Annotated in this window: 26 protein-coding genes; 11 read left to right on the top strand and 15 right to left on the bottom strand. The window is 66.0% G+C overall.

Annotation, left to right across the window (positions count from 1 at the left end; all coding sequences use genetic code 11):
* Positions 1-25: 25 nt before the first annotated feature.
* Genes J2X44_RS01045 through hemC form a run of 3 tightly spaced genes read right to left on the bottom strand, consistent with a single transcriptional unit; the run spans position 26 to position 2,587 of the window.
* Positions 26-934, bottom strand: a complete 909-nt coding sequence (locus J2X44_RS01045) for a mitofilin family membrane protein (protein ID WP_310087429.1) — start codon at positions 932-934, stop codon at positions 26-28.
* Between the two features lie 19 nt (positions 935-953).
* Positions 954-1,643 (bottom strand): uroporphyrinogen-III synthase, encoded by a 690-nt coding sequence (locus tag J2X44_RS01040; RefSeq protein ID WP_310087428.1) that lies wholly within the window; start codon positions 1,641-1,643, stop codon positions 954-956.
* The gene (gene hemC, locus J2X44_RS01035) at positions 1,640-2,587 is read right to left on the bottom strand and encodes a hydroxymethylbilane synthase (protein ID WP_310087427.1); all 948 of its coding nucleotides are present in this window, start codon (positions 2,585-2,587) and stop codon (positions 1,640-1,642) included. Before hemC ends, J2X44_RS01040 begins: the two co-directional genes overlap by 4 nt.
* Positions 2,588-2,730: 143 nt before the next feature.
* On the opposite strand from hemC, the gene tsaD reads away from it, so the two are divergent.
* From tsaD to J2X44_RS01020, 3 genes are all read left to right on the top strand, one after another.
* Complete coding sequence (gene tsaD / locus J2X44_RS01030) at positions 2,731-3,765, top strand: tRNA (adenosine(37)-N6)-threonylcarbamoyltransferase complex transferase subunit TsaD (RefSeq protein WP_310087425.1); 1,035 nt, start codon at positions 2,731-2,733, stop codon at positions 3,763-3,765.
* Positions 3,762-4,754 (top strand): NAD(P)H-dependent glycerol-3-phosphate dehydrogenase, encoded by a 993-nt coding sequence (locus tag J2X44_RS01025; RefSeq protein ID WP_310087424.1) that lies wholly within the window; start codon positions 3,762-3,764, stop codon positions 4,752-4,754. The genes tsaD and J2X44_RS01025 overlap by 4 nt, the downstream gene beginning before the upstream one ends.
* Before the next feature lie 76 nt (positions 4,755-4,830).
* Positions 4,831-6,360, top strand: a complete 1,530-nt coding sequence (locus J2X44_RS01020; RefSeq protein WP_310087423.1) for a lipopolysaccharide biosynthesis protein — start codon at positions 4,831-4,833, stop codon at positions 6,358-6,360.
* A gap of 85 nt (positions 6,361-6,445) precedes the next feature.
* Here the strand turns inward: J2X44_RS01020 and J2X44_RS01015 are convergent, their stop codons facing one another.
* Positions 6,446-6,721: a hypothetical protein gene (locus J2X44_RS01015; protein ID WP_310087422.1), complete on the bottom strand. Its 276-nt coding sequence runs from the start codon at positions 6,719-6,721 to the stop codon at positions 6,446-6,448.
* Between the two features lie 39 nt (positions 6,722-6,760).
* Positions 6,761-7,759: an adenosine kinase gene (locus J2X44_RS01010; RefSeq protein WP_310087421.1), complete on the bottom strand. Its 999-nt coding sequence runs from the start codon at positions 7,757-7,759 to the stop codon at positions 6,761-6,763.
* A gap of 108 nt (positions 7,760-7,867) precedes the next feature.
* Here J2X44_RS01010 and J2X44_RS01005 point away from each other — a divergent pair, with 108 nt between their 5' ends.
* Positions 7,868-8,551, top strand: a complete 684-nt coding sequence (locus J2X44_RS01005; protein ID WP_310087420.1) for an EI24 domain-containing protein — start codon at positions 7,868-7,870, stop codon at positions 8,549-8,551.
* The gene (locus J2X44_RS01000) at positions 8,548-8,928 is read left to right on the top strand and encodes a hypothetical protein (RefSeq protein WP_310087418.1); all 381 of its coding nucleotides are present in this window, start codon (positions 8,548-8,550) and stop codon (positions 8,926-8,928) included. The genes J2X44_RS01005 and J2X44_RS01000 overlap by 4 nt, the downstream gene beginning before the upstream one ends.
* 149 nt (positions 8,929-9,077) lie before the next feature.
* Here J2X44_RS01000 and queG read toward each other — a convergent pair whose 3' ends face one another.
* A complete protein-coding gene (gene queG, locus J2X44_RS00995; protein WP_310087417.1) occupies positions 9,078-10,142 on the bottom strand; it encodes a tRNA epoxyqueuosine(34) reductase QueG in 1,065 nt (354 codons plus the stop codon).
* Between the two features lie 226 nt (positions 10,143-10,368).
* Between queG and J2X44_RS00990 the strand changes: the two genes are divergently transcribed.
* The 4 genes from J2X44_RS00990 (at position 10,369) to msrB (ending at position 14,510) form a co-directional block, all read left to right on the top strand.
* Positions 10,369-11,322, top strand: coding sequence for an ATP-binding cassette domain-containing protein (locus J2X44_RS00990; RefSeq protein ID WP_310087416.1), 954 nt, complete (start codon positions 10,369-10,371; stop codon positions 11,320-11,322).
* Complete coding sequence (locus J2X44_RS00985; RefSeq protein ID WP_310087415.1) at positions 11,319-12,626, top strand: ABC transporter permease; 1,308 nt, start codon at positions 11,319-11,321, stop codon at positions 12,624-12,626. Before J2X44_RS00990 ends, J2X44_RS00985 begins: the two co-directional genes overlap by 4 nt.
* A 68-nt stretch (positions 12,627-12,694) precedes the next feature.
* Positions 12,695-13,951 carry a cytochrome P450 gene (locus J2X44_RS00980; protein WP_310087413.1) on the top strand — a complete coding sequence of 419 codons (1,257 nt, stop codon included), beginning with the start codon at positions 12,695-12,697 and terminating at the stop codon, positions 13,949-13,951.
* A 73-nt stretch (positions 13,952-14,024) separates the two neighbouring features.
* On the top strand, positions 14,025-14,510 hold the full coding sequence (gene msrB, locus J2X44_RS00975; protein ID WP_310087412.1) for a peptide-methionine (R)-S-oxide reductase MsrB: 486 nt from the start codon (positions 14,025-14,027) through the stop codon (positions 14,508-14,510).
* A 10-nt stretch (positions 14,511-14,520) separates the two neighbouring features.
* On the opposite strand, the gene J2X44_RS00970 is transcribed toward msrB, so the two are convergent.
* The 4 genes from J2X44_RS00970 to J2X44_RS00955 all read right to left on the bottom strand — a co-directional run bounded on the left by J2X44_RS00970 (position 14,521) and on the right by J2X44_RS00955 (position 20,254).
* On the bottom strand, positions 14,521-16,377 hold the full coding sequence (locus tag J2X44_RS00970) for a hypothetical protein (RefSeq protein ID WP_310087410.1): 1,857 nt from the start codon (positions 16,375-16,377) through the stop codon (positions 14,521-14,523).
* Entirely contained in the window at positions 16,374-16,805 is a 432-nt protein-coding gene (locus tag J2X44_RS00965; protein WP_310087409.1) for a GtrA family protein, read from the bottom strand. The genes J2X44_RS00970 and J2X44_RS00965 overlap by 4 nt, the downstream gene beginning before the upstream one ends.
* Positions 16,806-16,830: 25 nt before the next feature.
* The gene (locus J2X44_RS00960) at positions 16,831-18,366 is read right to left on the bottom strand and encodes an NAD(P)/FAD-dependent oxidoreductase (RefSeq protein ID WP_310087408.1); all 1,536 of its coding nucleotides are present in this window, start codon (positions 18,364-18,366) and stop codon (positions 16,831-16,833) included.
* A gap of 67 nt (positions 18,367-18,433) precedes the next feature.
* On the bottom strand, positions 18,434-20,254 hold the full coding sequence (locus J2X44_RS00955) for a hypothetical protein (RefSeq protein ID WP_310087407.1): 1,821 nt from the start codon (positions 20,252-20,254) through the stop codon (positions 18,434-18,436).
* Positions 20,255-20,451: 197 nt separating this feature from the next.
* Between J2X44_RS00955 and J2X44_RS00950 the strand changes: the two genes are divergently transcribed.
* The gene (locus J2X44_RS00950) at positions 20,452-21,414 is read left to right on the top strand and encodes a patatin-like phospholipase family protein (RefSeq protein ID WP_310087406.1); all 963 of its coding nucleotides are present in this window, start codon (positions 20,452-20,454) and stop codon (positions 21,412-21,414) included.
* Positions 21,415-21,685: 271 nt separating this feature from the next.
* Here the strand turns inward: J2X44_RS00950 and J2X44_RS00945 are convergent, their stop codons facing one another.
* Positions 21,686-21,838 carry a hypothetical protein gene (locus J2X44_RS00945; RefSeq protein WP_310087405.1) on the bottom strand — a complete coding sequence of 51 codons (153 nt, stop codon included), beginning with the start codon at positions 21,836-21,838 and terminating at the stop codon, positions 21,686-21,688.
* Between the two features lie 145 nt (positions 21,839-21,983).
* Between J2X44_RS00945 and J2X44_RS00940 the strand changes: the two genes are divergently transcribed.
* Positions 21,984-22,460, top strand: coding sequence for an Lrp/AsnC family transcriptional regulator (locus J2X44_RS00940; RefSeq protein ID WP_310087404.1), 477 nt, complete (start codon positions 21,984-21,986; stop codon positions 22,458-22,460).
* Positions 22,461-22,706: 246 nt separating this feature from the next.
* Here J2X44_RS00940 and rpmG read toward each other — a convergent pair whose 3' ends face one another.
* The 4 genes from rpmG to J2X44_RS00920 all read right to left on the bottom strand — a co-directional run bounded on the left by rpmG (position 22,707) and on the right by J2X44_RS00920 (position 25,519).
* Positions 22,707-22,874, bottom strand: a complete 168-nt coding sequence (gene rpmG / locus J2X44_RS00935) for a 50S ribosomal protein L33 (RefSeq protein WP_058818055.1) — start codon at positions 22,872-22,874, stop codon at positions 22,707-22,709.
* 218 nt (positions 22,875-23,092) lie between these two features.
* Positions 23,093-23,827, bottom strand: coding sequence for a TonB family protein (locus tag J2X44_RS00930; RefSeq protein WP_310087403.1), 735 nt, complete (start codon positions 23,825-23,827; stop codon positions 23,093-23,095).
* Positions 23,828-23,972: 145 nt separating this feature from the next.
* Positions 23,973-25,283 (bottom strand): glutamate--tRNA ligase, encoded by a 1,311-nt coding sequence (gltX, locus tag J2X44_RS00925; RefSeq protein WP_310087402.1) that lies wholly within the window; start codon positions 25,281-25,283, stop codon positions 23,973-23,975.
* A gap of 32 nt (positions 25,284-25,315) precedes the next feature.
* Positions 25,316-25,519: a hypothetical protein gene (locus tag J2X44_RS00920; RefSeq protein WP_310087400.1), complete on the bottom strand. Its 204-nt coding sequence runs from the start codon at positions 25,517-25,519 to the stop codon at positions 25,316-25,318.
* Between the last annotated feature and the right edge of the window lies 1 nt (position 25,520).

The raw sequence follows: 25,520 nt of genomic DNA, 5'->3' as shown, positions 1-25,520 counted from the left end.
GCGAGCCGCCCTTTCGGGAGGCGCGCTAGGGGGTCGGTGCGGCCGCGGTGCTGCGGACGATCGCGGCAGCGGGGCTGTCGCGCGGCTCCAATATCGCCGCGGTCTCGATCAGGTCAAGCGCCCGCCGCGCCTCATGATAGCGCCGCGCGTCGATCAGCCAGTCGTTGGCAGTGGCGGCGCCGGGCATCGCCTCGACCTCGGCGATCGCGAGGTCGGCCTGCCCCGCACCCAGATAGCGCCGCGCCCGGTCGAGCCGCTCGGCGGCGCGCGGCGACTGCGTTCCTGCGGCGCGGACGACGAACAATTCGCCGAGTTCGCGGCGCAGCCCCGTCCACAGGCTGCCATTGCCATCGCCGCCGCGCCCGACAAGCTGCGGCGCCAGCGTATCGAGTTCGGCGCGCAGTTGTTCGAGCGTCACCGGCTCGCGCGAGGTTTCGATGATCGTCTTCACTGCATTCGGCTGATCGTCGCCAAAGCGCAGGCGCAGCTGCGCGTCGAGATAGCCCAATGACAGCCCGCGATCGAGCGCGCGGCGAACCGCAAAGGCGACGAGCAACCCTTCGGACCGCGATGCATTGCCCGATGCCGATTCGGCTTCGAGGGTGATCCGCGACAGTCGTTGCTCGAGTTCGGCGACCCGCGCCGCCAGCGCATTGGCGCCATCGACCGGCGCGACGATCAGCGGTGCCCCCTTTGGCGCCGCATCGGCAATCCGGATGGGATCGGCCTTGTCGCGCACAACCGGTGGAGCGATGACGGTCGCCGCCGGTGCCGTGCCATCGCCGGTCAGCCAGCGATTCACCGCCCAGCCGCCCCCGGCAATGCCGATCAGCAGCAGCAGCAGCGCCGCGATGGCGAGCAGCCGAAACGATGGCCCCCTCGCCGGGACCGCCTCGTCGGCGGGCGAGGAGGTGTCGATGCTGTCGATTGCCATATGTCTCTTTCGAACGACCCTATTTTCGCCCCTTGTGGCACAAAGCATGGGCCAGTGCCAACATTGCCGCGTCGGTGGGCTGCTCACTTGCGACCAAATCGGCCCAACCATCGCCCGCCGCCGCCGCAACCGCGGGGCTGATCGCCACCAGCGTCAGATGCGCGCGCACGGGACCAACGAGCTCGGCGAGTCGCGCTGCGGCACGCGCGGAATGTGCGAGTAGAACCGCCGGTCCGGCGATGAGTTTCTGCCAATCCGGCGACGGCGCAACCGGATCGACCGCATAGCAAGCCAGCGGTTCCAACGCCGCGCCGCGGGGGTCGAAGTCTGTTCGATCGCGACCGCAAAGCCATAAAATCCCGGCAATATTTTCCGACGTCATGGCATCAAGAAGGCTTTGGGCATTCGCCTCGCCGGTTCGCGCAACCGACAATCCGGCCGCCTGCGCGGCATCGGCAGTCGCTGCGCCCACCGCATAAACCGGCAGCATAGCAAGGCGTCCGAGCTGCGGCCCGGCGAGCCGCACAGCCTGCACGCTGGTGAGCAGCAGCGCGTCGTAACCTGTCGGCGGCGGCGCGGTCCACGGCAGCGCCCGCGCGGCAAACAGCGGCATCGCATGGGCGTCAAATCCCAGCGCGTTCGCGCGCGCCATGGTGGCGCTATTGCCCGGTTCGGGGCGGGTGACGAGCAGCGGCAGGCCGCCGCTCATGGTGCGAACAGCCGCCGCACCGTCGCGGGAGCGTCATCGAGCAACCGCCGTGCCAGCGCCGCGGCCGCATCGTCGTGGTCGATCAACGCATGACCGACCACATGCTCGGCGCCATCTTCGGAGAAAATCTCCGCGTCGAGTTGGAGCATGCCGTCAGCGCGCCAATGCGCATGCGCCGCGACCGGCGAGCGGCAGTCGCCCCCAAGCGCCGCCAAAAAGGCGCGTTCCGCCGCCACCGCGCGGTGGGTCGGCGCATGGTCGATCGCAAGGAGCAGCGCGAGCGCGGCGCCATCGGCGGCGCGGCACTCGATGCCGATCGCGCCTTGCGAGGCCGCGGGCAACAGCGCCGCCGCATCCTGCGCCGTTCCAACCCCATGCATCCCCAGCCGGTCGAGCCCCGCCGCCGCGAGCAAGGTGGCATCGGCCTCGCCCGCTGCCAGCTTCGCCAGCCGCGTCGCGACGTTGCCGCGCAGCAGCACCGGCTGGAGGTCTGCACGAATCCGCTGAATCTGCGCCGCGCGGCGCGGGCTGCTGGTTCCGAGCCGGGCGCCGTGCGGCAGCGCCGCGATCGTTGCCGCTTCCATCCCCTCGCGCACCACCAGACGATCGCGCGGGTCGGCACGTTCGAGCATCGCGCCCAGCGCAAAGCGGGCATCGCGCAGCGTTTCGACGTCCTTCAGCGAATGGACCGCAATATCGATCACCCCGGCATCGAGCGCCGCGTCAAGCTCGCGCGTCCACAGCTCCTTGCCGCCCACCTCGGCGAGCGCGCGGTCCTGAATGCGGTCGCCGGTCGCGGTCATCGGCACGATCTCAAGCGCCTCGGGCGCAAGGCCATGCGCCACGATCAGCGCCGCCACGGTCATATGCGCCTGCGCCATCGCCAGCGGCGACGCGCGCGTGCCGATACGCAGCGGATTTTCGATTGTGGGAAGGTCGTTCATCGCGTTGCTGCTAGAGCATTTCCAGAAAAAGTGGGAACCGGTTTTTCGCCCGGAAATGCTCCAGACATCATCAAGAGCCTTTTCAAAGGCTCTGCCGCGGCTTGCCCTGCCGATAAAGGGGCGGGTAAGGGATGCGCAATATTATGACTCTCATCCTTGGCCTCGAATCGAGCTGCGATGAAACCGCAGCAGCGCTTGTCGATAGCGATCGGCGCATCCTCGCGCACCGCGTCGCGGGGCAGGAGGCCGAGCATAGCCCGTTCGGCGGCGTCGTTCCGGAGATAGCGGCGCGCGCGCATGTCGACCGGCTGGCACCGATCGTCGCCGGAGTGCTCGCCGATGCCGGCGTGTCGCTCGCCGATGTCGATGCGATCGCCGCAACCGCCGGTCCGGGCCTGATCGGCGGCGTGATGGTCGGGCTCGTCACCGGCAAGGCGCTGGCGCACGCCGCGAACAAGCCGCTGATCGCGGTCAATCATCTCGAAGGCCATGCGCTGTCGCCGCGGCTCGTCGAGCCCGACCTCAAATTTCCCTATCTGCTGCTGCTCGTCTCGGGCGGCCATTGCCAGTTGCTGCTGGTCAGGGGCGTCGGCGATTATCGCCGCCTCGCCACCACGATCGACGACGCGGCGGGTGAGGCGTTCGACAAGACCGCCAAGCTGCTCGGGCTGGGCTTTCCCGGCGGTCCGGCGGTCGAATGCGTCGCACGGGACGGCAATCCGCACGCGGTGCCGCTCCCGCGCCCGCTGGTCGGCAGCGCCGAACCACATTTCTCGTTCGCCGGGCTGAAAAGTGCCGTCGCGCGCGCCGCGGCGAGCGGTGCACATAATGTCCCTGACCTCACCGCCTCGTTCCAGCAAGCGGTCGTCGATTGCCTGGTCGACCGCAGCCGCATCGCGCTTGCCGCCTGCCCCGAGGCGACGGCGTTCGTTGTCGCCGGCGGGGTGGCCGCCAATGGCGCGATCCGCACCGCGCTGACCGATCTTGCCGCGCGCTTCGATCGCCCGTTCGTCGCGCCGCCCCTGTGGCTGTGCACCGACAATGGCGCGATGATCGCCTGGGCGGGGGCCGAGCGCTTCGCGGTGGGTCTATTCGACGATCTGTCAGTCGCCGCGCGCCCGCGCTGGCCGCTCGATCCTGACGCTGAAACCGTGCGCGGTGCGGGAGTGAAAGCATGACGTCATATCGGAATTTCGGTGTGATCGGCGGCGGGGCGTGGGGGACCGCGCTCGCGCAGCTGCTTGCCGCCGATGGCGCCCCTGTCCGGCTGTGGGCGCGCGAGGACGACGTCGTCGCCGCGATCAACGCCGAACATCGCAATCCCGCGTTTCTGCCGGGCGCGGCGCTGTCGGCTTCGCTCACCGCAACCGGCGCGCTAGCCGACATGGCAGCTTGCGATGCGCTGCTGGTCGTCGTGCCGGTACCGTTCCTGCGTGCCGTGCTCGCCGATCTGCCCAGGGGCGACGCACCTTTGATCTTTTGCAGCAAGGGTATGGAGGCGGGCAGCTTCGCTTTCCCGATTGACATGGCGCACGATCTGGCGCCGCAGCGGCCGCACGCGGTGCTCTCCGGCCCGACCTTTGCGCACGAGGTCGCCGCGGGCTTGCCGACCGCAATCACCCTTGCCGCCGCCGATCTCGACCTTGCCGCCGCCATTGCAGGCGCGATCGCACGGCCGCATTTTCGCCCCTATGTCTCGACCGACGTCATCGGCGCCGAGATTGGCGGCGCGATCAAGAATATTCTCGCGATCGCCTGCGGCATCGTCGATGGCGCCGGGCTCGGCCTCAACGCGCGCGCGGCGCTGATCAGCCGCGGTTTTGCCGAAATGACGCGCTTTGGCCTATCCCGCGGGGCGCAGGCGGAAACGCTGGCGGGGCTCGCCGGACTTGGCGACCTCGTGCTGACCTGCACCTCATCGAACTCGCGCAATTTTGCGCTCGGTCAGGGCTTGGGGCGTGGCGCCGATGCCGAATCTTTGATGGCCGATCGCCGCACCGTGGCCGAAGGAGCGTTCAGCGCTCCGGTGATCGCCGCCGCGGCGCGCGCCGACGGCATTGACATGCCGATCTGCGACACCGTCGCACAGCTGGTCGCGGGGGAAACGCGCGTTGTCGATGCCATTCACGCCCTGCTCAGCCGCCCGCTGCGATCCGAGGGTCGGTGATCGATTGCACAGATTTGCCTGCGCCCCCGCGCCACGCTAGAGTGGCGTCCGGGGACCAGCAGAAGGGGCGGCGGGCTTGAGCCAGACGGACAGCGCAGCCGCGCCCGCATCGCCTGCTGGCGCACCCTCGGGCGATGCCGATACCGCCGCGCTTGCCAAGGGCGGGCGCACCAACTTCTTCGGCTTCCTCCTGCGCCTGGTCGCGCGCCTGCCCTTCCTCTATGTCGCGGGGCGCTGGTACGGGCCCGAAGCGGTCGGGCGCTTTGCTTTTGCGGTGCTGGTCATCGAACTGGTCGCGCAGCTCGCGACGCTGGGGCTGAAACGCGGGCTGGCCGAACAGCTGAGTGCTCCCGGCGCCGATCACCGCACCGTCGTGTGGGACGGCATGTTCGTCGCATTTCTGGCGTCGGCAGCAGGATCGGCGCTGCTGTTTCTGCTACCGCAGCTGATGTATCCGGCGGGCGATGTCGGCGGCGCCGACCGCTGGATGGCGCTGCTCGTCTTTGCCATTGCCGGGACCGACATCGCGCTGGCGGCCTGCGCCTATCGCTTCGACATCGGCGCGACAGTGCGCGCGCGGGCGATCGTCGAACCGTGGGTGATCAGCGCCGCGGCGGCGGGGTTCTGGTTCGTGTCGGTGCGCGATGGGCTGATGCTGTCCTATGCCGCGGCGATGGTCGGCGCCTTTCTGACCGCGCTGATCCCGATGCTGCGCCATTATGGCGGGCCGCGCGGCTGGCAGCCGCATCCGGCGCATCTGATCGCAGTTGCGCGGCGCAACGCGCCGCTTGCTGCCGCCGATGCGATCGAATGGGGGACGCGCCGTCTCGACCTGTTCATCCTGGGCCAGTTCACCTCGCCGACCATCTACGGCATTTATTACATGGCGCAGCAAGTTGCATCGTTGCCGCAAAAGCTCAAAACCAGTTTCGAGCCGATTCTGGGGCCGGTGATCACTCGCAATCTCGCCGAAAACCGGCTTGCCGCCGTGGCGGCACAAGTGAGTCAGGTCGGCTTCTGGATCATCGCCGCGCAGGCGGGGGTCGCGCTCGCGCTCGGCATCCCGGGTGAGGCGGTGATGGGCCTGGTCGGCCCCGAATTCGTCAGCGGCACCGCGGCGCTCGCCTTCCTGCTCGCCGCCGAGGTCGTCGCCGCCACTGCCGTCGTCAGCGAGGCGGCGCTGGTTTACGTCGCGCGCCACCGCAATTTGTTGATCAGCATCGCGACGCTCGCGTTGCAGGCAGTGCTCAGCGTCGCGCTGATCCTGATCGCGAAATCGATGGGGCTGCCGCCGATCACTTACGCCGCCGCCGTCGCGCTCGCGTTGATGCTTGCGCTCGGCTTTGCCTCGCTGGTCAAGGCGCGGCTGCTGGCGCATGTGCTGAAGGCGCCGGTCAACAGCCTGCGCTGGGCGCTCGTCTGGGCGACCGCGGGCGCCGCCATCCTCGGCTGGGGCGCCACCCAGCTGCCCGAATGGGCCGAACTGCTGATCGGCGTGCCGGTGATCCTGGGGATTTACTCGTGGTTGATCTGGACCCGCGGCTTCGGCCCCGCCGACCGGGCACTGTTCAAAAAACATCCCGAAGCGGCGGAAGCGTCGAGTTAGTCAATTGACCGTAGCCCTGAACCTGTCGAAGGACGCTTATCCGGACAGGCGGCCTTCGACAGGCTCAGGACCACGGTTATTTCGATTACTTTACCGCTTCCTGCGCCGCATCGCCAACGTCCTGCGCTGCATCGCCGACCTTTTGCGCCGCTTCGGTGATCGCGCCGGTTTCGGCCTTTTCATTGCCCAGAAACTGAAACGCGAAAAATCCGGCCACCGCCAGCACGACGAGCAGGATCAGGCCCATCCCCAATCCGCCGCCGCGCCGCGGTTCGCGGTCGATGATCGTGGTGGTGTGCGTCGTGCCGTCGGGGGCGCGGGTTTCGTGAATCTCGTCGGCCATGTCATCCTCCTGTGCCATTTATCTGGCGCATAGGACGCGTTGGGTGGCCGAAAGTTCCTAGCCCAGTCGTTCGGCAACCTTGGCATTGAGATCGGTCTGCGCCCGCGGGCCGACCTGCGCAATGATTTCGCGCGCGCACACCGCGCCCATCGTCAGGCAGTCGGTAATCGGGCGTCCTTCGGCCAGACCCGCCAGGAAACCGGCGGCGAACAGGTCGCCGGCGCCCGTCGTGTCGACGACATCGTCGATCGGTTCGGCGGCGACTTCGCTGCGTTCGCCGTTCGTCACCGCAACCGCGCCATGTTCGCCGCGCGTCGCGACCAGCAACGGCACGTCGGCGGCGACCTTGGCCAGCGCCGCCTCGAAATCGCCTTCCTGCGCCAGTTCGAGCAGTTCGGCTTCGTTGGCGAACAGGATATCGATCTCGCGCGCCGCCATCATGCGGCGGAAATCCTCGCCATGCCCCGCGACCACAAAGGTGTCGGACAAGGTGAAGGCGACGCGGCGGCCTGCCGCTTTGGCCAGCCCGATCGCCTCGGCCATCGCGGCGCGCGAGGCGTCGGCGTTCCACAAATAGCCTTCCAGATAGAGAATGTCGGCGTCGGCGATCAGCGCCGCGTCGAGCGAATCATGACCCAGATTCTGCGACGCGCCGAGGAAAGTGTTCATCGTCCGCTGCCCGTCGGGGGTCACCAGGATCAGGCAGCGCGCGGTCGGGGCGCCAACCGCGAGCGGCGGCGTGTCGAACGCGACGCCGAGCGACGTCAGATCGTGGGTGAACACCTGGCCCAGCTGGTCATCGGCGACCTGGCCGATGAAACCGCAGCGGCGTCCCAGCGCGGCCATGCCGGCCAGCGTATTGGCCGCGCTGCCGCCCGACATTTCGATCGCCGGACCCATCGCTGCATACAGCCGCTCGGCCTCGGCGGCGTCGATCAGCCGCATCGATCCCTTGACCAGATTTTCGGCGGTGATCAGCGCGTCGTCGGCGCGAGCGAGGACGTCGACGATCGCATTGCCGATGGCAACAACGTCGAGGCGGGCGGTGGAGGCCATAAAATATCCTGCGATGTTTGGAAAAATGCTGCCGCGCTTTAGGGATGCGGGCGGACCAAGGCAAGCGCGACGCTTGACGCGCGCGGCGGCGCCTACCATCCCCGACGGATGACCCGTGCTGTTCAAGCCTTTCTGCTCGCACTTCGTGATCTGCCGACCCCGCGCGTCGTGCGGATCCTGCTGCAAAGCCTGGCGCTGACCCTGCTCCTGCTGATCGTCGCGGGCGCCGCACTCTTTTTCGCTGCGCGCTGGGCGCTCGAACATTGGGGTTGGCTGGGCGCGACCGAACGCGACATGGCCGGGGTCCTGGTCGTGCTGGCGATCGTCGCGGGTAGCTGGCTGTTGTTTCGCGCCGTCGCGATCGTCGTCGTCGGGCTGTTCGCCGACGCGATCGTCGCCGATGTCGAGGGGCGCCACTATCCCGGCGCCGCAGCGGGCGCCGTCGATGTTGGCTGGCGGCAGAATATCCGCCTTGCGCTGGCATCGCTGGTGCGGCTGATCGGCGGCAACCTGCTCGCGCTGCCGGTCTATATACTCCTGCTGGTCACCGGCATCGGCACCCCGATCTTTGCCTTGTTCGTCAACGGCCTGCTGCTCGGCCGCGATCTAGAGGCGATGGTGCTGGCGCGCCACCCCGAACGCCCGCGGCTGGATCGCTCTGCGCGCTGGTCGCTTGGTCTGCTGTCCGCCGCAACCTTCGTGGTGCCTATCGCCAATCTGTTGGCGCCGATCGTCGGCGCCGCTATGGCCGTCCATATGCTCCATTTGGCGAGCGGGGACCAGAAAAGATGATCAACAACAGCCGCTTGGCGATATTCACCGGCCTGGCGCTGCTGCTCGGCGGCTGCGCTGGCAATGCGATTCCGCGCGCCACCCCGCCCAAGGCGCCGACGGCGGCGGGTCCGATCACCGCGCCGCGCCCGACCCAGAACAACAGCCTGATCGGCCGCCCGGCCAATTCGGCGCTCAGCCTGTTCGGCAAGCCGCGCCTCGACGTTGCCGAGGGGATGGGGCGCAAGTTGCAGTTCGGCGGCGCCGCCTGCATTCTCGACATCTATTATTATGCGCCGCGGCAAGGCGCCGACGCGCTCGCCACCCACGTCGATGCGCGCACCCCGGACGGCCGCGATGCCAATGTCCCCAGCTGTATCGAGGCGCTGCGGCGGTAATCTGATCCCCCTGTAGCGAAGCCATGGGGAGGGGACCGCTCACGAAGCGGGTGGTGGCGGGGCCGCAACGGCAGCGCCAAAGCCCCTCCGTCAGTCCTGCGGACCGCCACCTCCCCATCGCTGCGCGACAGGGAGGATTTCCGATGACGTCATAACGTCAATTCACCCAGCGCCCAGCGCGCCGCATCCGCCACCATCGGCGTTTCATCGTCGGCCAGCTGCTCCAGCGCCGGTCGAAACCCGGCATCGCCGCTGTTCCCCGCTGCAATCGCGGCGTTCCGCACCATCCGCCCGCGCCCGATGCGCTTGATCGGCGAGCCTGCAAACACCTGCCGGAACCCGGCATCGTCGAGCGCCAGCAGATCGGCGAGCGATGGCGCGACCAGCTCGGCGCGCGACAGAAAGGCGCGGTGCGTATGCGCGGTGTCGGCGAACTTGTTCCACGGACACACGGCCAGGCAATCGTCGCAGCCATAAACGCGATTGCCGATGCCGCGCCGCAGGTCGAGCGGGATCGGCCCGTCATGTTCGATGGTGAGATACGAGATACAGCGCCGCGCATCGAGCTGGTAGGGCGCCGGAAACGCCTGGGTCGGGCAGGCGTCCTGGCACGCCGAACAACTGCCACAGCTATCGCGCCCCGGCGGGTTCGTGACCAGGTTGAGCGTCGTGTAGATCGCGCCCAAAAACAGCCAGCTGCCATGATCGCGGCTGACCAGATTGCTGTGCTTGCCCTGCCAGCCCAGCCCGGCCGCCGCCGCGAGCGGCTTTTCCATCACCGGGGCGGTATCGACGAACACTTTGAGTTCGGCGTCGGGCGCCTCGGCGACCAGCCATCGCGCCACCGCCTTCAGCGCCTTTTTGACGACGTCATGATAGTCGCCGCCTTGGGCATAGACCGAGATCCGCCCGCGTGTCGGATGATCGGCGAGCGCCAGCGGATCGTGCACGGGGGCGTAGCTCATCCCCAGCGCGATCACCGATCGCACCTCGGGCCACAGCCCCTTGGGCGAACCGCGCTGTGCGGCACGGCTTTCCATCCAGATCATGTCGCCGTGGCGTCCCTCGGCCAGCCACTGGGTCAAGCGTGCAGCGGTTTGCGGCGCCGCGCCCGCGTCGGCGATCCCGAACGCCGCGAAACCCTGGGCGCGCGCCACCGCTTCGAGCCGCTGTTCGAACGTGTCTGTGGAGGAGGGCAAGGCTTCCGCAACCATTCGCGCCCTATACGACAACAACTCTGTCGTGCCATATGGCTATGATAACCCCCTCCGTTCATCCTGAGGAGGGGCTGAGCGAAGTCGAAGCCTGTCCTGAGCGCCTGCAAGGCAGTCGAAGGGACCCGTCTCGAAGGATCAGCACCAGCGCCTGATCCTTCGAGACGCGCTTTCGCGAAGCTCAATCGCTCCTCAGGACAAACGGCATTTGTTTCGGAATCCAATTTTGACCAATTTCAGCGTCGAGGCGACTGGCCTCACCAAATATTTCGGTAATTTCAAAGCGGTCGACCAGGTCAACCTGGCGGTGCCGACGGGCAGCATCTATGGCGTGCTCGGCCCCAATGGCGCGGGCAAGACGACCAGCCTGCGGATGACATTGGGGATCATCGACCCCGACGAGGGCAGCAGCCGCGTGTTCGGCGAGCGCCCGCAAGCGGTGCGCCACCGCATCGGCTATCTGCCCGAAGAACGCGGCCTCTATCCCGGCATGAAGGCGCGCGAAGCAATCGCGTTCATGGGCGCGCTGCGCGGGCTCGACTGGCGCGAAGGCCGCCGCCGCGCCGCAACCTTCATGACCGAACTCGGGCTCGAACGCGTGATCGACGAAAAGGTCCGCAAGATGTCGAAGGGCATGGCGCAGATGATCCAGCTGATTGGGTCGATCGTCCATGCCCCCGACCTGATCGTCCTGGATGAACCTTTTTCGGGTCTCGACCCGGTCAATCAGGAACGGCTGGAGATGCTGGTCCGCCGCGAACGCGACCGCGGGGCGACGATCCTGTTTTCGACCCATGTCATGGCCCATGCCGAGCGCCTGTGCGACAGGCTGGCGATCATCGCGCGGTCGCAGCGCCGGTTCGAGGGCACCGTCGACGACGCGCGCGGCCTGCTGCCGATGCAGGTGCGCTACACCCCGCGCGCCGACGCCGACACCGCATCGATCGCCGCGCTGCTCCCCGCGGGCGCCGAAATGCGCGGCGACAGCTGGCATTTCCCGATCGGCGACACCGACGTCGAACCGCTGTTGGTACGGATAACGAACAGCGGCCTGGGCGTTGCGGGGCTGTCGATCACCCGCCCCGCGCTCCACGACGCATTTGTTCATATCGTTCGCCAGGTCGATGCGAGTTTCGCTGCCGACGCCCGAACCGACGCGGTCGAGGAGGCACTGGCATGACCCCGTTCCTCAAGAATATGCTGGTCATCGCGCGGCGTGACTTTCTGGCGATCGTCGCCACTCCGACCTTCCTGTTGTTCCTGCTCGCGCCGCTGTTCATGGTCGGCATGGGGCTGGCGGGCGGCATGGGCGCGTCGCAGCTGGCGGACAGCGCCCGCGGCACCGGCCGCATCGTTGCGGTGGTCGATGCCGCCGATGTCGAGGCGCTGCGCGCCGCCGACGCTCGCCTGCGCGACGCCTTTACGCGCGACGATGCGCCGCCGCCCATCGAATATCGCATCGCCGGGCAAGGGTCGCCCGATCCGCTGGCGATCACGCGCGAAAAGGGCACCGACACCTATGCGGTGATGACAGGGCCGCTCGGCAGCCCCCGCATCGTCGAGCGCAACGCCGAGGGCAGCTCGGGACGCTATCTCACTCTGCTGGTCAATCAGGTGCGGCGCGACCGCGCCGCTGGCGAGATCGCGCCGGTGACCCCGCGCTTTGAAAGCATCCAGCGCGGCGGCACCAGCATCGCGGTGCAACAGTCGCTGGGCTTTGGCGCGGTGTTCATCATTTTCCTGCTGACCTTGCTCCTCGCCGGCCAGACGGTGAGTTCGCTGGCCGAAGAAAAGGGCAACAAGGTGATCGAGATTCTCGCCGCCGCGGTGCCGCTGGAAAGCGTCTTTCTGGGCAAGCTGCTCGGTTTTCTGGGGGTCGCGGTGCTGTTCATCGCCTTCTGGATGGCGATGGCGCTCGCCGGCGGGCTGATTGCGGCGACGCAACTCGACCCCGCAGCGCTGGCGACGGCGCAAAGCGCCAGCAAGGCGACCGCGGCGCTTGGCGCGACACCTGCAACCGGCTGGCCTTTCTTCCTCGGCATCGGCTTTGTCTATTTCATCCTGTCGTTCCTGCTGCTCGGCGCGGTGTTCCTCGGCGTCGGCGCGCAGGCGGCAACGGTGCGCGAAATCCAGATGCTCAGCCTGCCGATCACGATTTTCCAGGTCGGCATGTTCAGCCTGTCGACCGCCGCAGCGAGCGCCCCGGGCAGCAGCCTGTCAACGATCGCGCAGATTTTTCCCTTCTCGTCACCGCTCGCGATGGCGGCGCGCGCCGCGACCGACGACAGCAAGTCGGTGCACCTGCTCGCGCTCGGCTGGCAGGCGATCTGGGTGGCGCTCGTCATCTTCATATCGGTGCGCCTGTTCCGCGCCGGGGTGCTGAGCAGCGGCAGCGGCTGGAAATTCTGGCGGCGCCGCGGACGGGCGGCGGCGCTCGCCGCGACCGCCGCCGCTGCAACGGCGCAGGCCACCGACCCTCATTGACAAAGCTGTAAATAGTGGCATTCTGCAACTGAATCGGCCGCGCGATGACGGCTGGACGGAGGATAGCCATGGCCACCCAAGTTCGCACCGCTCCCGAAATCGTCAACCCGCTCGACGTCAGCCGCGCCGAGCTGTGGAGCGAGGACCGCTGGCAAGAACCGATGCGCCAGCTGCGCGCCGAATCGCCGATCTATCATTGCGAGGATTCGAAATTCGGCCCCTATTGGTCGGTGACCACCTATAAACCCATCCAGCATATCGAGGCGCTGCCCAAGATTTTCTCGTCGTCCTGGGAATATGGCGGGATCACCGTCGCGGGCGACGGCGTCGAACATCTCAAAGAAGGCGAAATCCCGCTGCCGATGTTCATCGCGATGGACCCGCCGCAGCACACCGCCCAGCGACGCACCGTCGCCCCGGCGTTCGGCCCGTCCGAAATTGAGCGGATGCGCGCCGACACGCAGCAGCGCACCAGCGACCTGATCGACACGCTGCCGATCGGCGAGCCGTTCGACTGGGTCGAAAAACTGTCGATCGAACTCACCACCGACATGCTGGCGCTGCTGTTCGATTTTCCTTGGGAGGAACGCCACCGGCTGACCGCATGGTCCGACGCGCTGGGCGATATCGAATCGTTCGATACCACCGAACAGCGGCAGGCGCGCACCGCCAAGGCGTTTGAAATGGGCGCCGCGTTCAAGGAATTGTGGGACCGCAAGGCGCTCAACCCCGGCCCGCACGACCTGATCTCGATCATGCTGCAATCCGACGCGATGAAGCATATGAGCGAGCATGAATTCATGGGCAATCTGATCCTGCTCATCGTCGGCGGCAACGACACGACGCGCAATTCAATGTCGGCCTATGCCTATGGCCTGCACTGCTTCCCCGACGAGCGCGCCAAGCTCGAGACGAATCACGACCCCGAACTCGCGGTCAATGCGATGCACGAAATCATCCGCTGGCAGACCCCGCTGGCGCATATGCGGCGCACCGCAATGGAAGATACCGAGCTGTTCGGCCACCAAATCAAGAAACGCGACAAGATTGCCCTGTGGTACGCCTCGGCGAACCGCGACGAGAGCGTCTTTCCCGACGGTGACCGGATCATCGTCGACCGCGAAAATGCGCGCCGCCATCTGGCCTTTGGTTATGGCATCCACCGCTGCGTCGGCGCGCGCGTTGCCGAATTGCAGCTGACCACGCTGATTTCGGAGATGCAGAAGCGCCGCCTGCGCGTCAATGTCCTTGCCGAGCCCGAACGCGTCCACGCCAGCTTCGTCCATGGCTATCGCCATATGCAGGTCGAGCTGGAGAAATATTGACGCGCAGTGAAACCTGGCGCGATAAAACCACGTATCTGACGTGAAGGCCCGGCGACCGGGTCAGGAGTCCGCCATGATTGATCGCCGTTATCTGCTCGCTGGCCTCGCCCTTGGCGGCGGGGTGATCGCCGCCCCGATGCTGTTCGCCAAATCGGCGCGGCCGCAAGCTGCGCCCGGCTGGCGGCTGAGCGACGCCGAATGGAAAAAGCGCCTGTCGCCGCTGCAATATCGCGTCCTGCGCGAAGCGGCGACCGAACGGCCATTCACCAGCCCGCTCGACAAGGAAAAGCGTGCCGGCACCTTTGCCTGCGCGGGCTGTGCGCTGCCGCTCTATTCGAGCAAGACCAAATATGACAGCGGCACCGGCTGGCCGAGTTTCTGGGCACCGCTGAAGGGCGGGATCGCAACATCGACCGATTACGACCTCGGCTATGCGCGCACCGAAGTGCATTGCAAACGCTGCGGCGGACATTTGGGCCATGTGTTTGACGATGGCCCGAAACCGACCGGCAAACGCTATTGCATGAATGGCGCGGCGATGAGCTTTCGCGCTGCCTGACGCCGCGGCGTCAGCGCGCCGTCACCGCGGCCTTCACCCGCCACACCGATAGCCCTGTGCGATTCCCGATGGCGACGGGTTCGAGCCAGGCGGGCGGCGTGCCCGCGTAGAGCTGCGCCGCGAGCGCATCCTTGCGGGCGCGGCGATATTGGACAAGGTCGTTCGCGGAGCGGCAAAACATCACCAGCTGGGCGCCGTTCTTGCGGACCAGCGCCTCGGCTTTGGCGGGGTCGCCGGTGAAGGCGCGGAGCGTGTCGGCCATCGCCTGCCTGTTGCGATGGTGCCCCGTCGCCACCAGGCCATGGCGCGTCCAGAACATCAGCGGCGCGCCAAGGTCGATCGGGGTCATGATCGTTGTCGGTGGCATCCGGTTCAGCGCGGCGATCGTCGCGGGGTCTAGGCAGGTTTGGGCAAAAGGCCGGTTGGCAGCGGCTTCCGCTTCGTCGGGCTGCAAGGCCGGAAACAGCAAGCCGAGCACCGCCGCGACCGCGATGCTGCCGAGCAGCGGCAGGGTCAGCGACGCCATCGCCGACGCCAGCACGCGCGGAATCGTCGCAGGGATCCTGCGCGCCCAGCCCCAGGCGCGCAAGCCCAGCCAAGCGCAGCCGGGCAAAGCGAAGAGATGGGCGGTGGCAACGCTGCGCAGCACGAGTAGCGACAGCACCGTCGCCCCGACTAGCGCCACGATGATCGTCGTCCACGCCTTGCGATCGTCGCCATCGGAACAGCCCCGCCACGCGAGCAGCGACCCGATCAGCCCGGCCAGCGATGGCACCAGCACAAAAATGGCGTCATAACCGCGCGACGCCCACAGCGGCTGGCCTTCGAGGATATTCTTGTACCAATAATCGACAACGATCGGGTCGAGCGACGCGAACGGCCCGTTCGCGCACTGCGGCTCGCTCCACACCAGTGCTCCCGCTGCCGCAAGACCCGCGCCGCCGAGCAGCGCCAGGCGGAGCCACACGCTGCCTGGCTGGGCACGCGCGACGGCAAAGGTCGCCGCCGCCGCCGCAACAAATGCCGCCATATAAGGCAGCGACAGCGAATCGCACCAGGTTCCGGTCAGCCCGAGGGGACCGCGCGTCGCGAATTGAACCAGGATGGCGCCGCCCGCCAGCGCCCCAAGATAGCCGCACAAGCGATCGCGGTCGGGGGCGCGGCTATGCAGCGCCCAGCGAAAGGCCGCCAGCGCGGCGAACAGCGCGACAATCGGCAATCCTTCGATCGACACCGCCAGCAAGGCCGCCGCAAACAGCCCGCCCCAAGCCCCCGCCTGCCATGTTGCGGGGCGCAGCGCCTGCGCCATGATCAGCATCGCAAACAGGATCTGCCAGCCGTGATGATCGACCCGCAGCGGGCGGAACTGCATCACGATGAACCCCGACATGATCAGGAACAACGGCACGACATAGGCGATCCGCCGGTCGGACAGGCCGCGATAGCCGAGCACGCAAGCGGCGCTCAGCACGGCGCCGAGCAGCGGCGGCCACAACGTCATCACAATCCGTTCGGCCATCGCCTGCCCGAACAGCGGCTTCAAGATGAGGATGCCCGCGGCCAGCGGCGCATCGACGATCCGCGACCAGTGCATCAGCACCCCGCCGCCCGCCGGATTGACGCGATACTGCGCCAGATCCCACCAGCTTTGCCCCGCGAGCAGGTCGCGGACCTGCGCCATACGCATCGCGTCGTCGGTGTCGCCCAGATCCAGCGCAATGATCGCCGGCCAATTGGCCATGATCGCAATCACGCTCATCGCCGCCCAGATCAACAGCGCGATACGCAACGGCGTGAACCACGGCCCGAGATTGATTCCGGCCGAAGGCGCGGTGTCGGCCACAGACAGCGCGGGCGCGCCCGTCATGCCGCGGCGGCCCGGAACACGATATGGCGGCGTAGCAAATAGGTGGTCTGGAAGCTGACGACGATCGCCGCCAGCTTGGCGAGCCGCGGGTCGAGCCCGAGCGCGCTGCCTGTGCCCACGATCGCCGTCGTGACGGCAAGACCGATCAGCGCCGATCCGACGAACAGCATTTTCTGGCGATGCCGCTCACCGGTGCCGCGCGCCGCGGCGCCGTCGGCAAAAACGAGGCGGCTCGATACCAGCCAGTGGACCAGGATCCCGGCGCAGTAACCAACCGCCGATGCCGCCATTGGCGACAGCCCCGAATCGAGCAGCAGCAGGAACAGCCCGGCATCGCTGCCCAGCGCGAGCACGCTGGCAAGCAGATAGTTCAGCCAGCGGATCTCGCCGCGGCGGATCGATTCGATCAGGTTTATCGCGGGTTGCAAGGCAAGTATCCCTCCGGCCAAGGCGTCAGGCGGCCTTCGTCACGCGCGCCGGGACGTCGCGGACCGACGCCAGCGCCGCCTGCTCGCCCTCGGTGCCGCTTTCGTGATATTCGGCATCCTCGTTGACGCCCCAGATGTCATAGACGCGCTCACCCGCAACGATGTTGCGCACCGTCAGCATCGCGGTCATCATCGCATGATCCTGGTTGTTGTAACGGTGCATGCCGTTGCGACCGACCATGTGCAGCGTCGGATAGCGCGCTTCCAACTCGCTGCGCATCGTCTCGACATGCGTGGCATAATCATCGTCGTAGACCGGATAGGCCTTTTCCTGCCGCACAACCGCGCCGCCGACGACATCCTTGGGATCGCACAGGCCGAGGATCGCCATTTCGCGGGTCGCCAGCGCAACCAGATCCTCATCGCTCGACGCCCACAGTCCGTCGCCCTCGAAACAGAAATATTCCAGGCCGACGCACGCCAGTTCCGGGTCAGGCACCATTTCGGGGGACCAGCTGCGGAAATTCTGCACCCGGCCGACCTGCACCTTGCTGTCGTGGATATAGATCCAGTTGTCGGGGAACAGATCCTCCGACCGGATTTTCAGCGCGACGGTCAGAAAGTCGCGATATTTCAGGTTCGGCGCCGCATTCAGCGCGCAGGCGGGCAGCGGATGGATACGCGCCGCCAACTCGCGCATCGGCGCCGAGCTGATCACATGCGCCGCATCGATCACGACATCGCCGTTCGGGCCATTGGCAGTCAGCCGCCAGCGGCCGCTCACCTGATCCTGCGTCAGCTGTTTGAAGCTGTGCGCCATCAGCACATGGTTGCCGCCCGCGACCACCTTGTCGCGCGCCGCATCCCACATCATGCCGGGGCCAAGCCGCGGATAGCGAAAGGTTTCGAGCAGGGTCTTGGTCGCCATGCCGTCATTTGGCCGCTTGTTCAGCCCAAAGCTGCGCTTCAGCCCGTCGAGCACCGCGGCACCCAGGCTCAGCCCCTTGATCCGCTGCGCCGCCCAGTCGGCCGACATTTCGTCGCACGGCATCCCCCACACCTTCTCGGTATAGGTTTTGAAAAAGATCGAATAGAGCTTCCGCCCGAACTGGTTGATCGTCCAATCCTCGAAACTGCGGACATTCTTGTTCGGCAGCAGCTTCGCCTGCGCATAGCTCACCATGCACAAAGTCGAACGCACGATGCCCAGATTCCACAGCGCCTCGAACGCGCGCAGCGGATAGGAATAGAATTTGCCTTCGTAATAGATGCGGCTCATCCGCGGCCGCTGGATAAAATCGTCGGGCAGAATCTCGTTCCACAGATCGACGACTTCCTGGCTTTTGGAAAAGAAGCGGTGGCCGCCGATGTCAAAGCGAAAGCCTTCATGCTCGACCGTCCGGCTGATCCCCCCGACGTAGACCGGGTCTTTTTCGATCACCGTTACCTTATAACCCTGTTGGGTCAGCTGATAGGCGGCGGTCAGCCCTGCCGGTCCGGCGCCAATGATGGCCACGTCGGCACTGGTCGGACGGCTTTTCGAAATTCGGGCGTCGGTCACGTGAATATTCCCCCACACAGGCTAAATGTCTGAGCGATGCTGTGCCGCAAATATGGCTAACAACCGGTTAAGAAGCCTTCGGATTTGGCGATTGAACGGCATTCGATGCCCGATCGATGCGATAGACGCGAAAGCCGCCGGTCGATAAGCGCGCTTCGGGCGCGAGCCAATCGACCGGCTTTTTATGCAAAAGATAAGCCGCAAGGCCGTCGGGACGCGCTTTCGCCAGCTTCTCGAGCTCTTTATCGCACACAACCAGATATTGGGCGCCGTCTGCGACGACCAGCGGCCTGGCGACCGGCGGCGGCGAGAGGAAAGCGGTGAGGACGCGGTTCATTGTCGCATGATTACGATGGTGACCTGTCGTCACAACGCTGTGCGGCGTCCCCACGAGCAGGGCTGGCGTGATCTGAATTGAGGAGAAGAGCAGGGTCGCCGGCTCTCTGGCCATCGCCACGCTCATGTCCGACAAATTGCAAAGTGACTGGTCGGTACGCGCCGTCGATTCCGCGTCGTTACCTGCCACCACAAGGGCCAATGCTACATCGACGATCGGAACCGCGAGCAGAAAAGCGAGCGATCCACCGATCCGCTGCCATGCCCACAGTCTGGCGCGGCTCCACCGCCACAAACCCATGGCCAGTACCGGAAAGGCCGGGACCATGAATGCGTGCGCGACGGCCGTCATCCGCATGACCAGCATTCCCAGGACCGTCGCGACCAGCACGATCAGTGCCAACCGCCCCCAATCGTCGGCTGCATCGGATTCGCGACTTTTCCACAACGAAAACCCCAGCGCGATCAGCCCGACGATCGTCGGCGCGCCATAAACCACGGCCATGCTCAGATCCTGGTGCCAGATTGGGCGTCCCTCCTGGATCGGATCGTACCAATAAGTCCGCACGAGCGGTTCTAGATCACCAAAGGGTCCTTCAAGACATGCCGGATAGAAAAGCGCGAACACGGCCGCACCGATACCGCCCGCCAATGCACCGAGCGATAGGCGCAACGCAGGCGATGCGGATGACAATCTGGCATTGGCCAGAATCGCCAACAGGCAAAGCGCGGTTATGGCGATCGGGATGAGGTAAGGCAGCGAGAAGCTGTCGCAATAGCTGCGGATCAGATAGGATGGCCCGCGAAACGCAAGCAGCCAAAGCGTCGGTACAATCAGCAAACCGACCGAAAACCCCACCAAACGAGATTTCTTGCTTGGATCGCGCGACCAGTCGAGAACGAAAAGTCCCCCGAACAGGGCGAGAAACGGTAAGCCCTCGATCGAAATTTCGACATAAAGAGTGCCGGCAAAGGCTGCGATCATTCCAGCCGAAAACGACGGTTCGTTGAACGTCGCCCACAACATGGTCAGCGCCAGCAGGATTTGCCAATTGTGGTGGTCGATATTCATCGGCGCGAAATGATGAAGAAAGGTAATCGTCGTCGACGCGATAATCAGCCCGCAAATGACGACTTGCCGATCGCCCAGCATGGCCAAAATCCGACCGAGCAGCAGCAGCAGGGGCAAAACAAGCAGCGGCGGATAAAGTGCCAGCGCCAACCGCTCCGCGAGTTCGGCAGGAAAAAACACGCCCAACAGCGTCGTGAGCCCGACAATCTGTACGTCGATAAAGCGCGACCAGTGCATCAGACCGCCGCCGCCCGCCGGATTGGCGCGATACTGCACGGTATCGAACCAGCCTTGTCCGGCAGCGAGATCGCGCACCTGCGCCAGCCGCATCGCGTTATCGGGATCCCAAAAAGTGAGGCTGGCGATTGCGTCGTGATGGATCGCAATACTGGCTGCCACAAATCCTAGCCACAACATGACCGTCAGGCCGCTGACCCCAATAGGCTTGAAAAGTTCACCCTTTTTTTCGGTCCGCTGCATCTACCGTATCATCCGTTTGTCGTAGTCGCCAAGGTGGCCGACGCTCAGGCGTCGGCCCAAGACTGCGTTCGGCAGTGGCCAAACATGGCTAAGGATCGGTTAATTCGGGGTCGCGATTCGCCGCATATCCGCCTTTCGCCGCTGGGCGTGCCGCCCATATTGCGATAAACTTTCCGTGGCCAAAGGAGGCGCACGACATGGCGGGTGGTCTGGCAATTGTCTTGAGCGGCGGCGGCGCCAAGGGTGCCTTTCAGGTCGGCGTCGTCCACGAACTCGTCGTGAGCCGCGGCGTTCGCCTCGATATTGTCGCCGGGGTTTCGACCGGCGCGATTCAGGCGCTGGGGGTCGCGCAAGACGATGTTCCGGGCCTGCTCGACGCCTGGCTAGCGATCCGCGGCAACAGCTCGATCTACAAATCGCGCCCGCTCGGCGTCGTCGGCGGACTGCTTGGCGAGGATGCGATCTATGACACCGCGCCGCTCAAAAGCCTCCTCAAGGGCTTTGCCAACGACGCCAAACTGCGCGCCAGCGGCCGCAAATTGTTGCTCGGCGTCGTCAATCTCGGCACCGGCACCTACCGCAGCATCGACGAGAATGTCCCCGGCATCCACAATTGGGTCTATGCCAGCTGCGCGATGCCGCTGTTTTTCGACCCGCTCAAGACGCGCGCGAGCGACGGGACCGAGGAACAATGGGTCGACGGCGGGGTGCGCGACGTGACCCCGCTCAGCGCGGCGCTCGGCATGAACCCGCGCGGCGTGATCGCGGTCCGCGCCTCGCCCGCACCGCGCCCCGGCCCGGTGCGCACCTTTCCCAACCTCATCAAGATCGGGCTGCGTGCGGTCGATATCCTGCAATCGGAGGTGTCGGCCAATGATCTCGCGGGCGCGGCGCTGATCAACGACCTGATCGCGGCGCGCGAATCGCAGCTGCGCGCGCTGCAAAGCGAGGGCATCGGCGGGGTGCAGGCCGCCCGCATCCTCCGCCCGCTCGACGTCCAGATCGCGCGCTACCGCTTCGCCCCGATCCGCATCATCGAACCCGAGGAAGAAGTCGCCGAAACGCTCGAATTCAACCCCGCCAAAATCCGCGCCGCGATCGATGCCGGCCGCCGCGCGGTCGACCGCGAATGGGACGCGCTTGAGCCACTGCTGAGCTGAGGCGGCGCGAACCGCGGCGGGCGCCCGATTGCGGACGAGCGGTGCCTTAAATCCCGGTCATGTAGAGCGAAGCTCGGACACCCCGACCTCATGCGCTGCCGATGGGAGTCTCGACTTCGCTCGACACGAACGGAAATAGAGGACGATCTGGAAGTCACCCCGAGCCAACCTGCCACGCGCGCGCAAAAAAGGGCGAGCCAGCTGGCCGCCCCTTTGATCCTCGTCGAAAATGGCGCGCCGCCGAACGCCTTGGCGGTGACGGCGCGCGACTTCAGCCATTCCAACGCCATTTGTCGTCCGCGCCGCGCGAGGCGCCCGGCTCGCTCCACGGCGCAGCATAGCGGATCGCTACCATCGCAGCAGAAGCATCGATCACCGCTGTCCACAAGCGATGGAGCCGGTTCGATTCGGTGGTGTGGGTCATGATTTGTCTCCTGCATCCGGCGCCGCAAAGGGAGGGAGAGGGCGGCCCGAACGACGCCTTTCTAACGCCGCCGAAATGGCGATTGGTGCTAAAATTGACCGTGCGAGTGAGCAATTTTGGCGCTATTGAGTCAATGATGCGAAAAATGATCGACCTCGATGGTTTCGACCGCCGCCTGCTCGCGCTGGTCCGCGAAAATAATCTGGAGCCCGCGCGCGTGCTGGCAGAGAAGGTCGGGTTGTCGCTGTCGGCGGTGCTGCGCCGTCTGCGGCGGCTGCGCGACGAAAAGATAATCGTCGCCGACATTGCGGTGGTCAATCCGGCGCTCACCGGATCGGCGCTGACCATGCACGTCCTGGTCCAGATGCAGCAGGCGGGGCCGCAGACGATGGACAATTTTGCACGCGCGATCGGCCAGCATCCCGAGATCACCGCGGCATGGGACGTCACCGGCGTCGATGATTTCCTGCTCAAGGTCCAGGTCGGCACGATGGAGGAATATGACGCTTTCACCCGCCGTGCGCTGGGCGAAGACAAGGGCGTTCACTCGTTCACGACGCTGATCGCGATCCGCAACATCGTCGAGAATGAAGTCGCGCGGCGGCCGTTGCGCGATTGGTAGGGTCGGGAGCGGATGGCCCGGCGTGGATGTCGGCCAGCGACCGGTAAATGACGTCACGCGTTTTTTACTTCGTCATTCCCGCGAAAGCGGGAATGACGAGGGTGGGGAATGGCAGCTCGCCACCCCAAAGCGGCTGTGGTCCGCACGCAAAAAAGGGCGGCGCGAACGGCCGCCCTTCTGGACACCGGCTTTCACCGGGATAACGCATATCCACGACCGCGCGCATTCAGCGCGCGGTACGATGCGTCACTTGATCTTCGATTCCTTGAACTCGACATGCTTGCGCACGCGCGGGTCATATTTGCGCACCGACATTTTTTCGGTCATCGTGCGCGGGTTCTTTTTCGTCACATAGAAAAAGCCCGTGTCGGCGGTGCTCACCAGCTTGATCTTGACGGTCGTCGGCTTGGCCATGGCCCTGTTCCTCGAAATATCTGCACATCCGCCGGAGGTCCGAAGGATGCGGCGGGACTAGGGCCCCGACGTTGGTGTGAAAAACATGAGAGGGCCGCGCGAAGCCGCGCCGCCCCTCAATATCCGCGCGCCTCTGACCGGATTCGGCGCTTCTGTCAAGCAAAAGAGCGGGCGGACGGCGCGCCGCCATCCGCCCAGCGAGGGGTATCGTGGGGCGCCTAAGCGGACTTGATCTCGAACCGCACCGTCATCGTCTTCCAGCTTTCTTCGGCCACCCCGCCGCGCGTCGCGGGGGTGAAGCGCCATTTGGCGAGCGCGCGGCGCTTGGTTTCGGCGAAGAAGCCCGGGCTATCGGTGCTGACCAGCTCGACCGCCTTTACCCGCCCGTCGGCGCCGATCAGCACGCGCACCTTGGCGACGCCCTCAATCTCGCGCCGCTGCTCGCTCGCCGGATAATCGGGCTGGAACGCCCCGGCGTAACGCGGGTCGAGTTCGGCGAAGACCAGTTTGGGCTGCGGCGGCGGATCGGCGGGGCGGGCCGCGGGGCCGGGATCGAGCGGAGGAAGATCGACAATGATCGGCCCCTCCACCACGCGATTGTCCGTCGTCGGGTTGATGTCGATGGTCGATTTCACCGTGTCTGTCGCCGATGCGGATTTCTCGGTCGGCTGCGCCTCCTCCGTCGGCTGCGGCGGCGGATCGAGCGGTTTCGTCAGTTCGATCAACGTGCCCTGCATCGGCTCGGTCTTGGGCGGCGTCACCATGACCATCGGCGACAGCGCCACCGCGACGACCAGCGCTGCGGGCAGTCCGACGGCCAGGACCGCGGCGACCGGGTGGCGGCGGTTATCGCTGCCATAGCTGTTACGGGGCAGCGCCATCGCCGCGCCCGCCGGGGCGGTCGTCGCCTCGGGGGCGGTCAATATGGTCGAAATCAGGGGTATCAGGGTCATGGCATCTCTCCTTGCCTGTCAGACCCGGCCCCGCCGTGTTTCGACCACCGTTGTCGGCCAAGTCAGGCTTCAGTGATAGTATATCATCACCACTTTTGTCAAGTGGCCCGGTAGGCAAGAACAGCGACGCTTTTTCGTGGGTCGGTTAGGCGGCAGCCAGCCGCGTGACCGCCTGATCCTTGGCGATCAGCGGCAGCAATTCGGCCATGTCGGGACCATGGTCGCGGCCCGTCAGCGCGCGGCGAAGCGGCAGGAACAACGCCCGGCCCTTGGCCCCCGTCGCCGCTTTCACCGCGGCAGTCACCGCGTGCCAAGGATCGGCGTTCCAGTCGATCGCGGGCGCCGCGGCGGCAGCGGCGGCGAGCACCGGCCGGTCGGCGTCCTCGACCGGCGGCGGCGGCAACGGTCCCTCGAACACCGGCACCCAGTCCAGGGCTTCCGCAACCGTCATCAGGTTCGGGCGAATCGCATGCCAGCGCGCCGCGGTGATCGCGGCGGGCAGGCGGTCCGCGACTGCATCATGGTCGGTATGATGCAAAATCTTCTGGTTGAGCAACGCCAGCTCGGCCTCGTCGAACCGCGCCGGGGCGCGGCCGAAGCGCGCAAAATCGATATGCTCGATCAGCGGCGCCAGGCTGGTCACCGGCTCGACGGGATCGCTGGTTCCCAGCCGCGCGAGCAAAGCCGCTAGCGCGATCGGCTCGATCCCGGCATCGCGCAGGCTGGCCATGCCGAGCGAACCGAGCCGTTTCGACAATTTGCCCTCGGTGCCAACGAGCAACGCCTCATGGGCGAAGCGCGGCGGCACAGCGCCCAGCGCGTCGAACATCTGGATCTGCGCCGCGGTATTCGACACATGATCCTCGCCGCGCACGACATGGGTAATCCCCATCGCTATGTCGTCGATCACGCTCGGCAGCAGATAGAGCCAGCTGCCGTCGGCGCGGCGGACCACCGGATCCGACATGGTTTTCGGTTCGAAATGCTGATCACCACGAACCATATCGGTCCATTCGATCGGTGCATCATGGTCGAGGCGGAAGCGCCAGTGCGGCGCCACGCCCTCCGGCACCGGCGCGTCGGCGGCTTTACGCTCATACACCGGCGGCAACCCGCGCGAGAGCAGAATCTTGCGCCGGATGTCGAGTTCTTCGGGGGTTTCATAGCAGGCATAGGCCCGCCCCGCGGCCTTCAACTTGTCGAATTCAGCCTCGTACAGCGCGAACCGCGCCGACTGGCGTTCCTCGCCATCGATGTCGAAGCCCAGCCACGCCAGGTCGGCGCGGATCGCATCGACATGCTCTTCTTTCGACCGCTCCAGGTCGGTATCGTCGATCCGCAGCAGGAAGCGCCCGCCATGCTTTTTCGCCCACAGAAAATTATGGAGCGCGGTGCGGACATTGCCGACATGCAGGGTGCCGGTCGGCGAAGGGGCGAAGCGGGTCACGACAGTCATCGCCGCGCCTATAACCGCATAATCGGCCGCCGTCAGTCGTCTTCGGCGATCTTGCGGTTCATCGCGATGTGGGCGGCCCAGCGTAGCGCCATGCCAACCACCGACAGCGCCGCGCCTGCGATCACTGCCCCCGCCAGCGCGCGATCTTCATCGCGCGCGGGCCAGGCGACCCAGGCCAGCAACGCGACGCTGACGATCGACAGCACATAGCCAATTCCGGTCAGCCAGTTCGCCAAG

The sequence above is a fragment of the Sphingopyxis sp. BE259 genome (assembly GCF_031457495.1).
GTDB lineage: Bacteria > Pseudomonadota > Alphaproteobacteria > Sphingomonadales > Sphingomonadaceae > Sphingopyxis.
The sequence above is the reverse complement of the archived record's forward strand: the minus strand, read 5'-3'. Positions and strand labels throughout refer to the sequence as shown.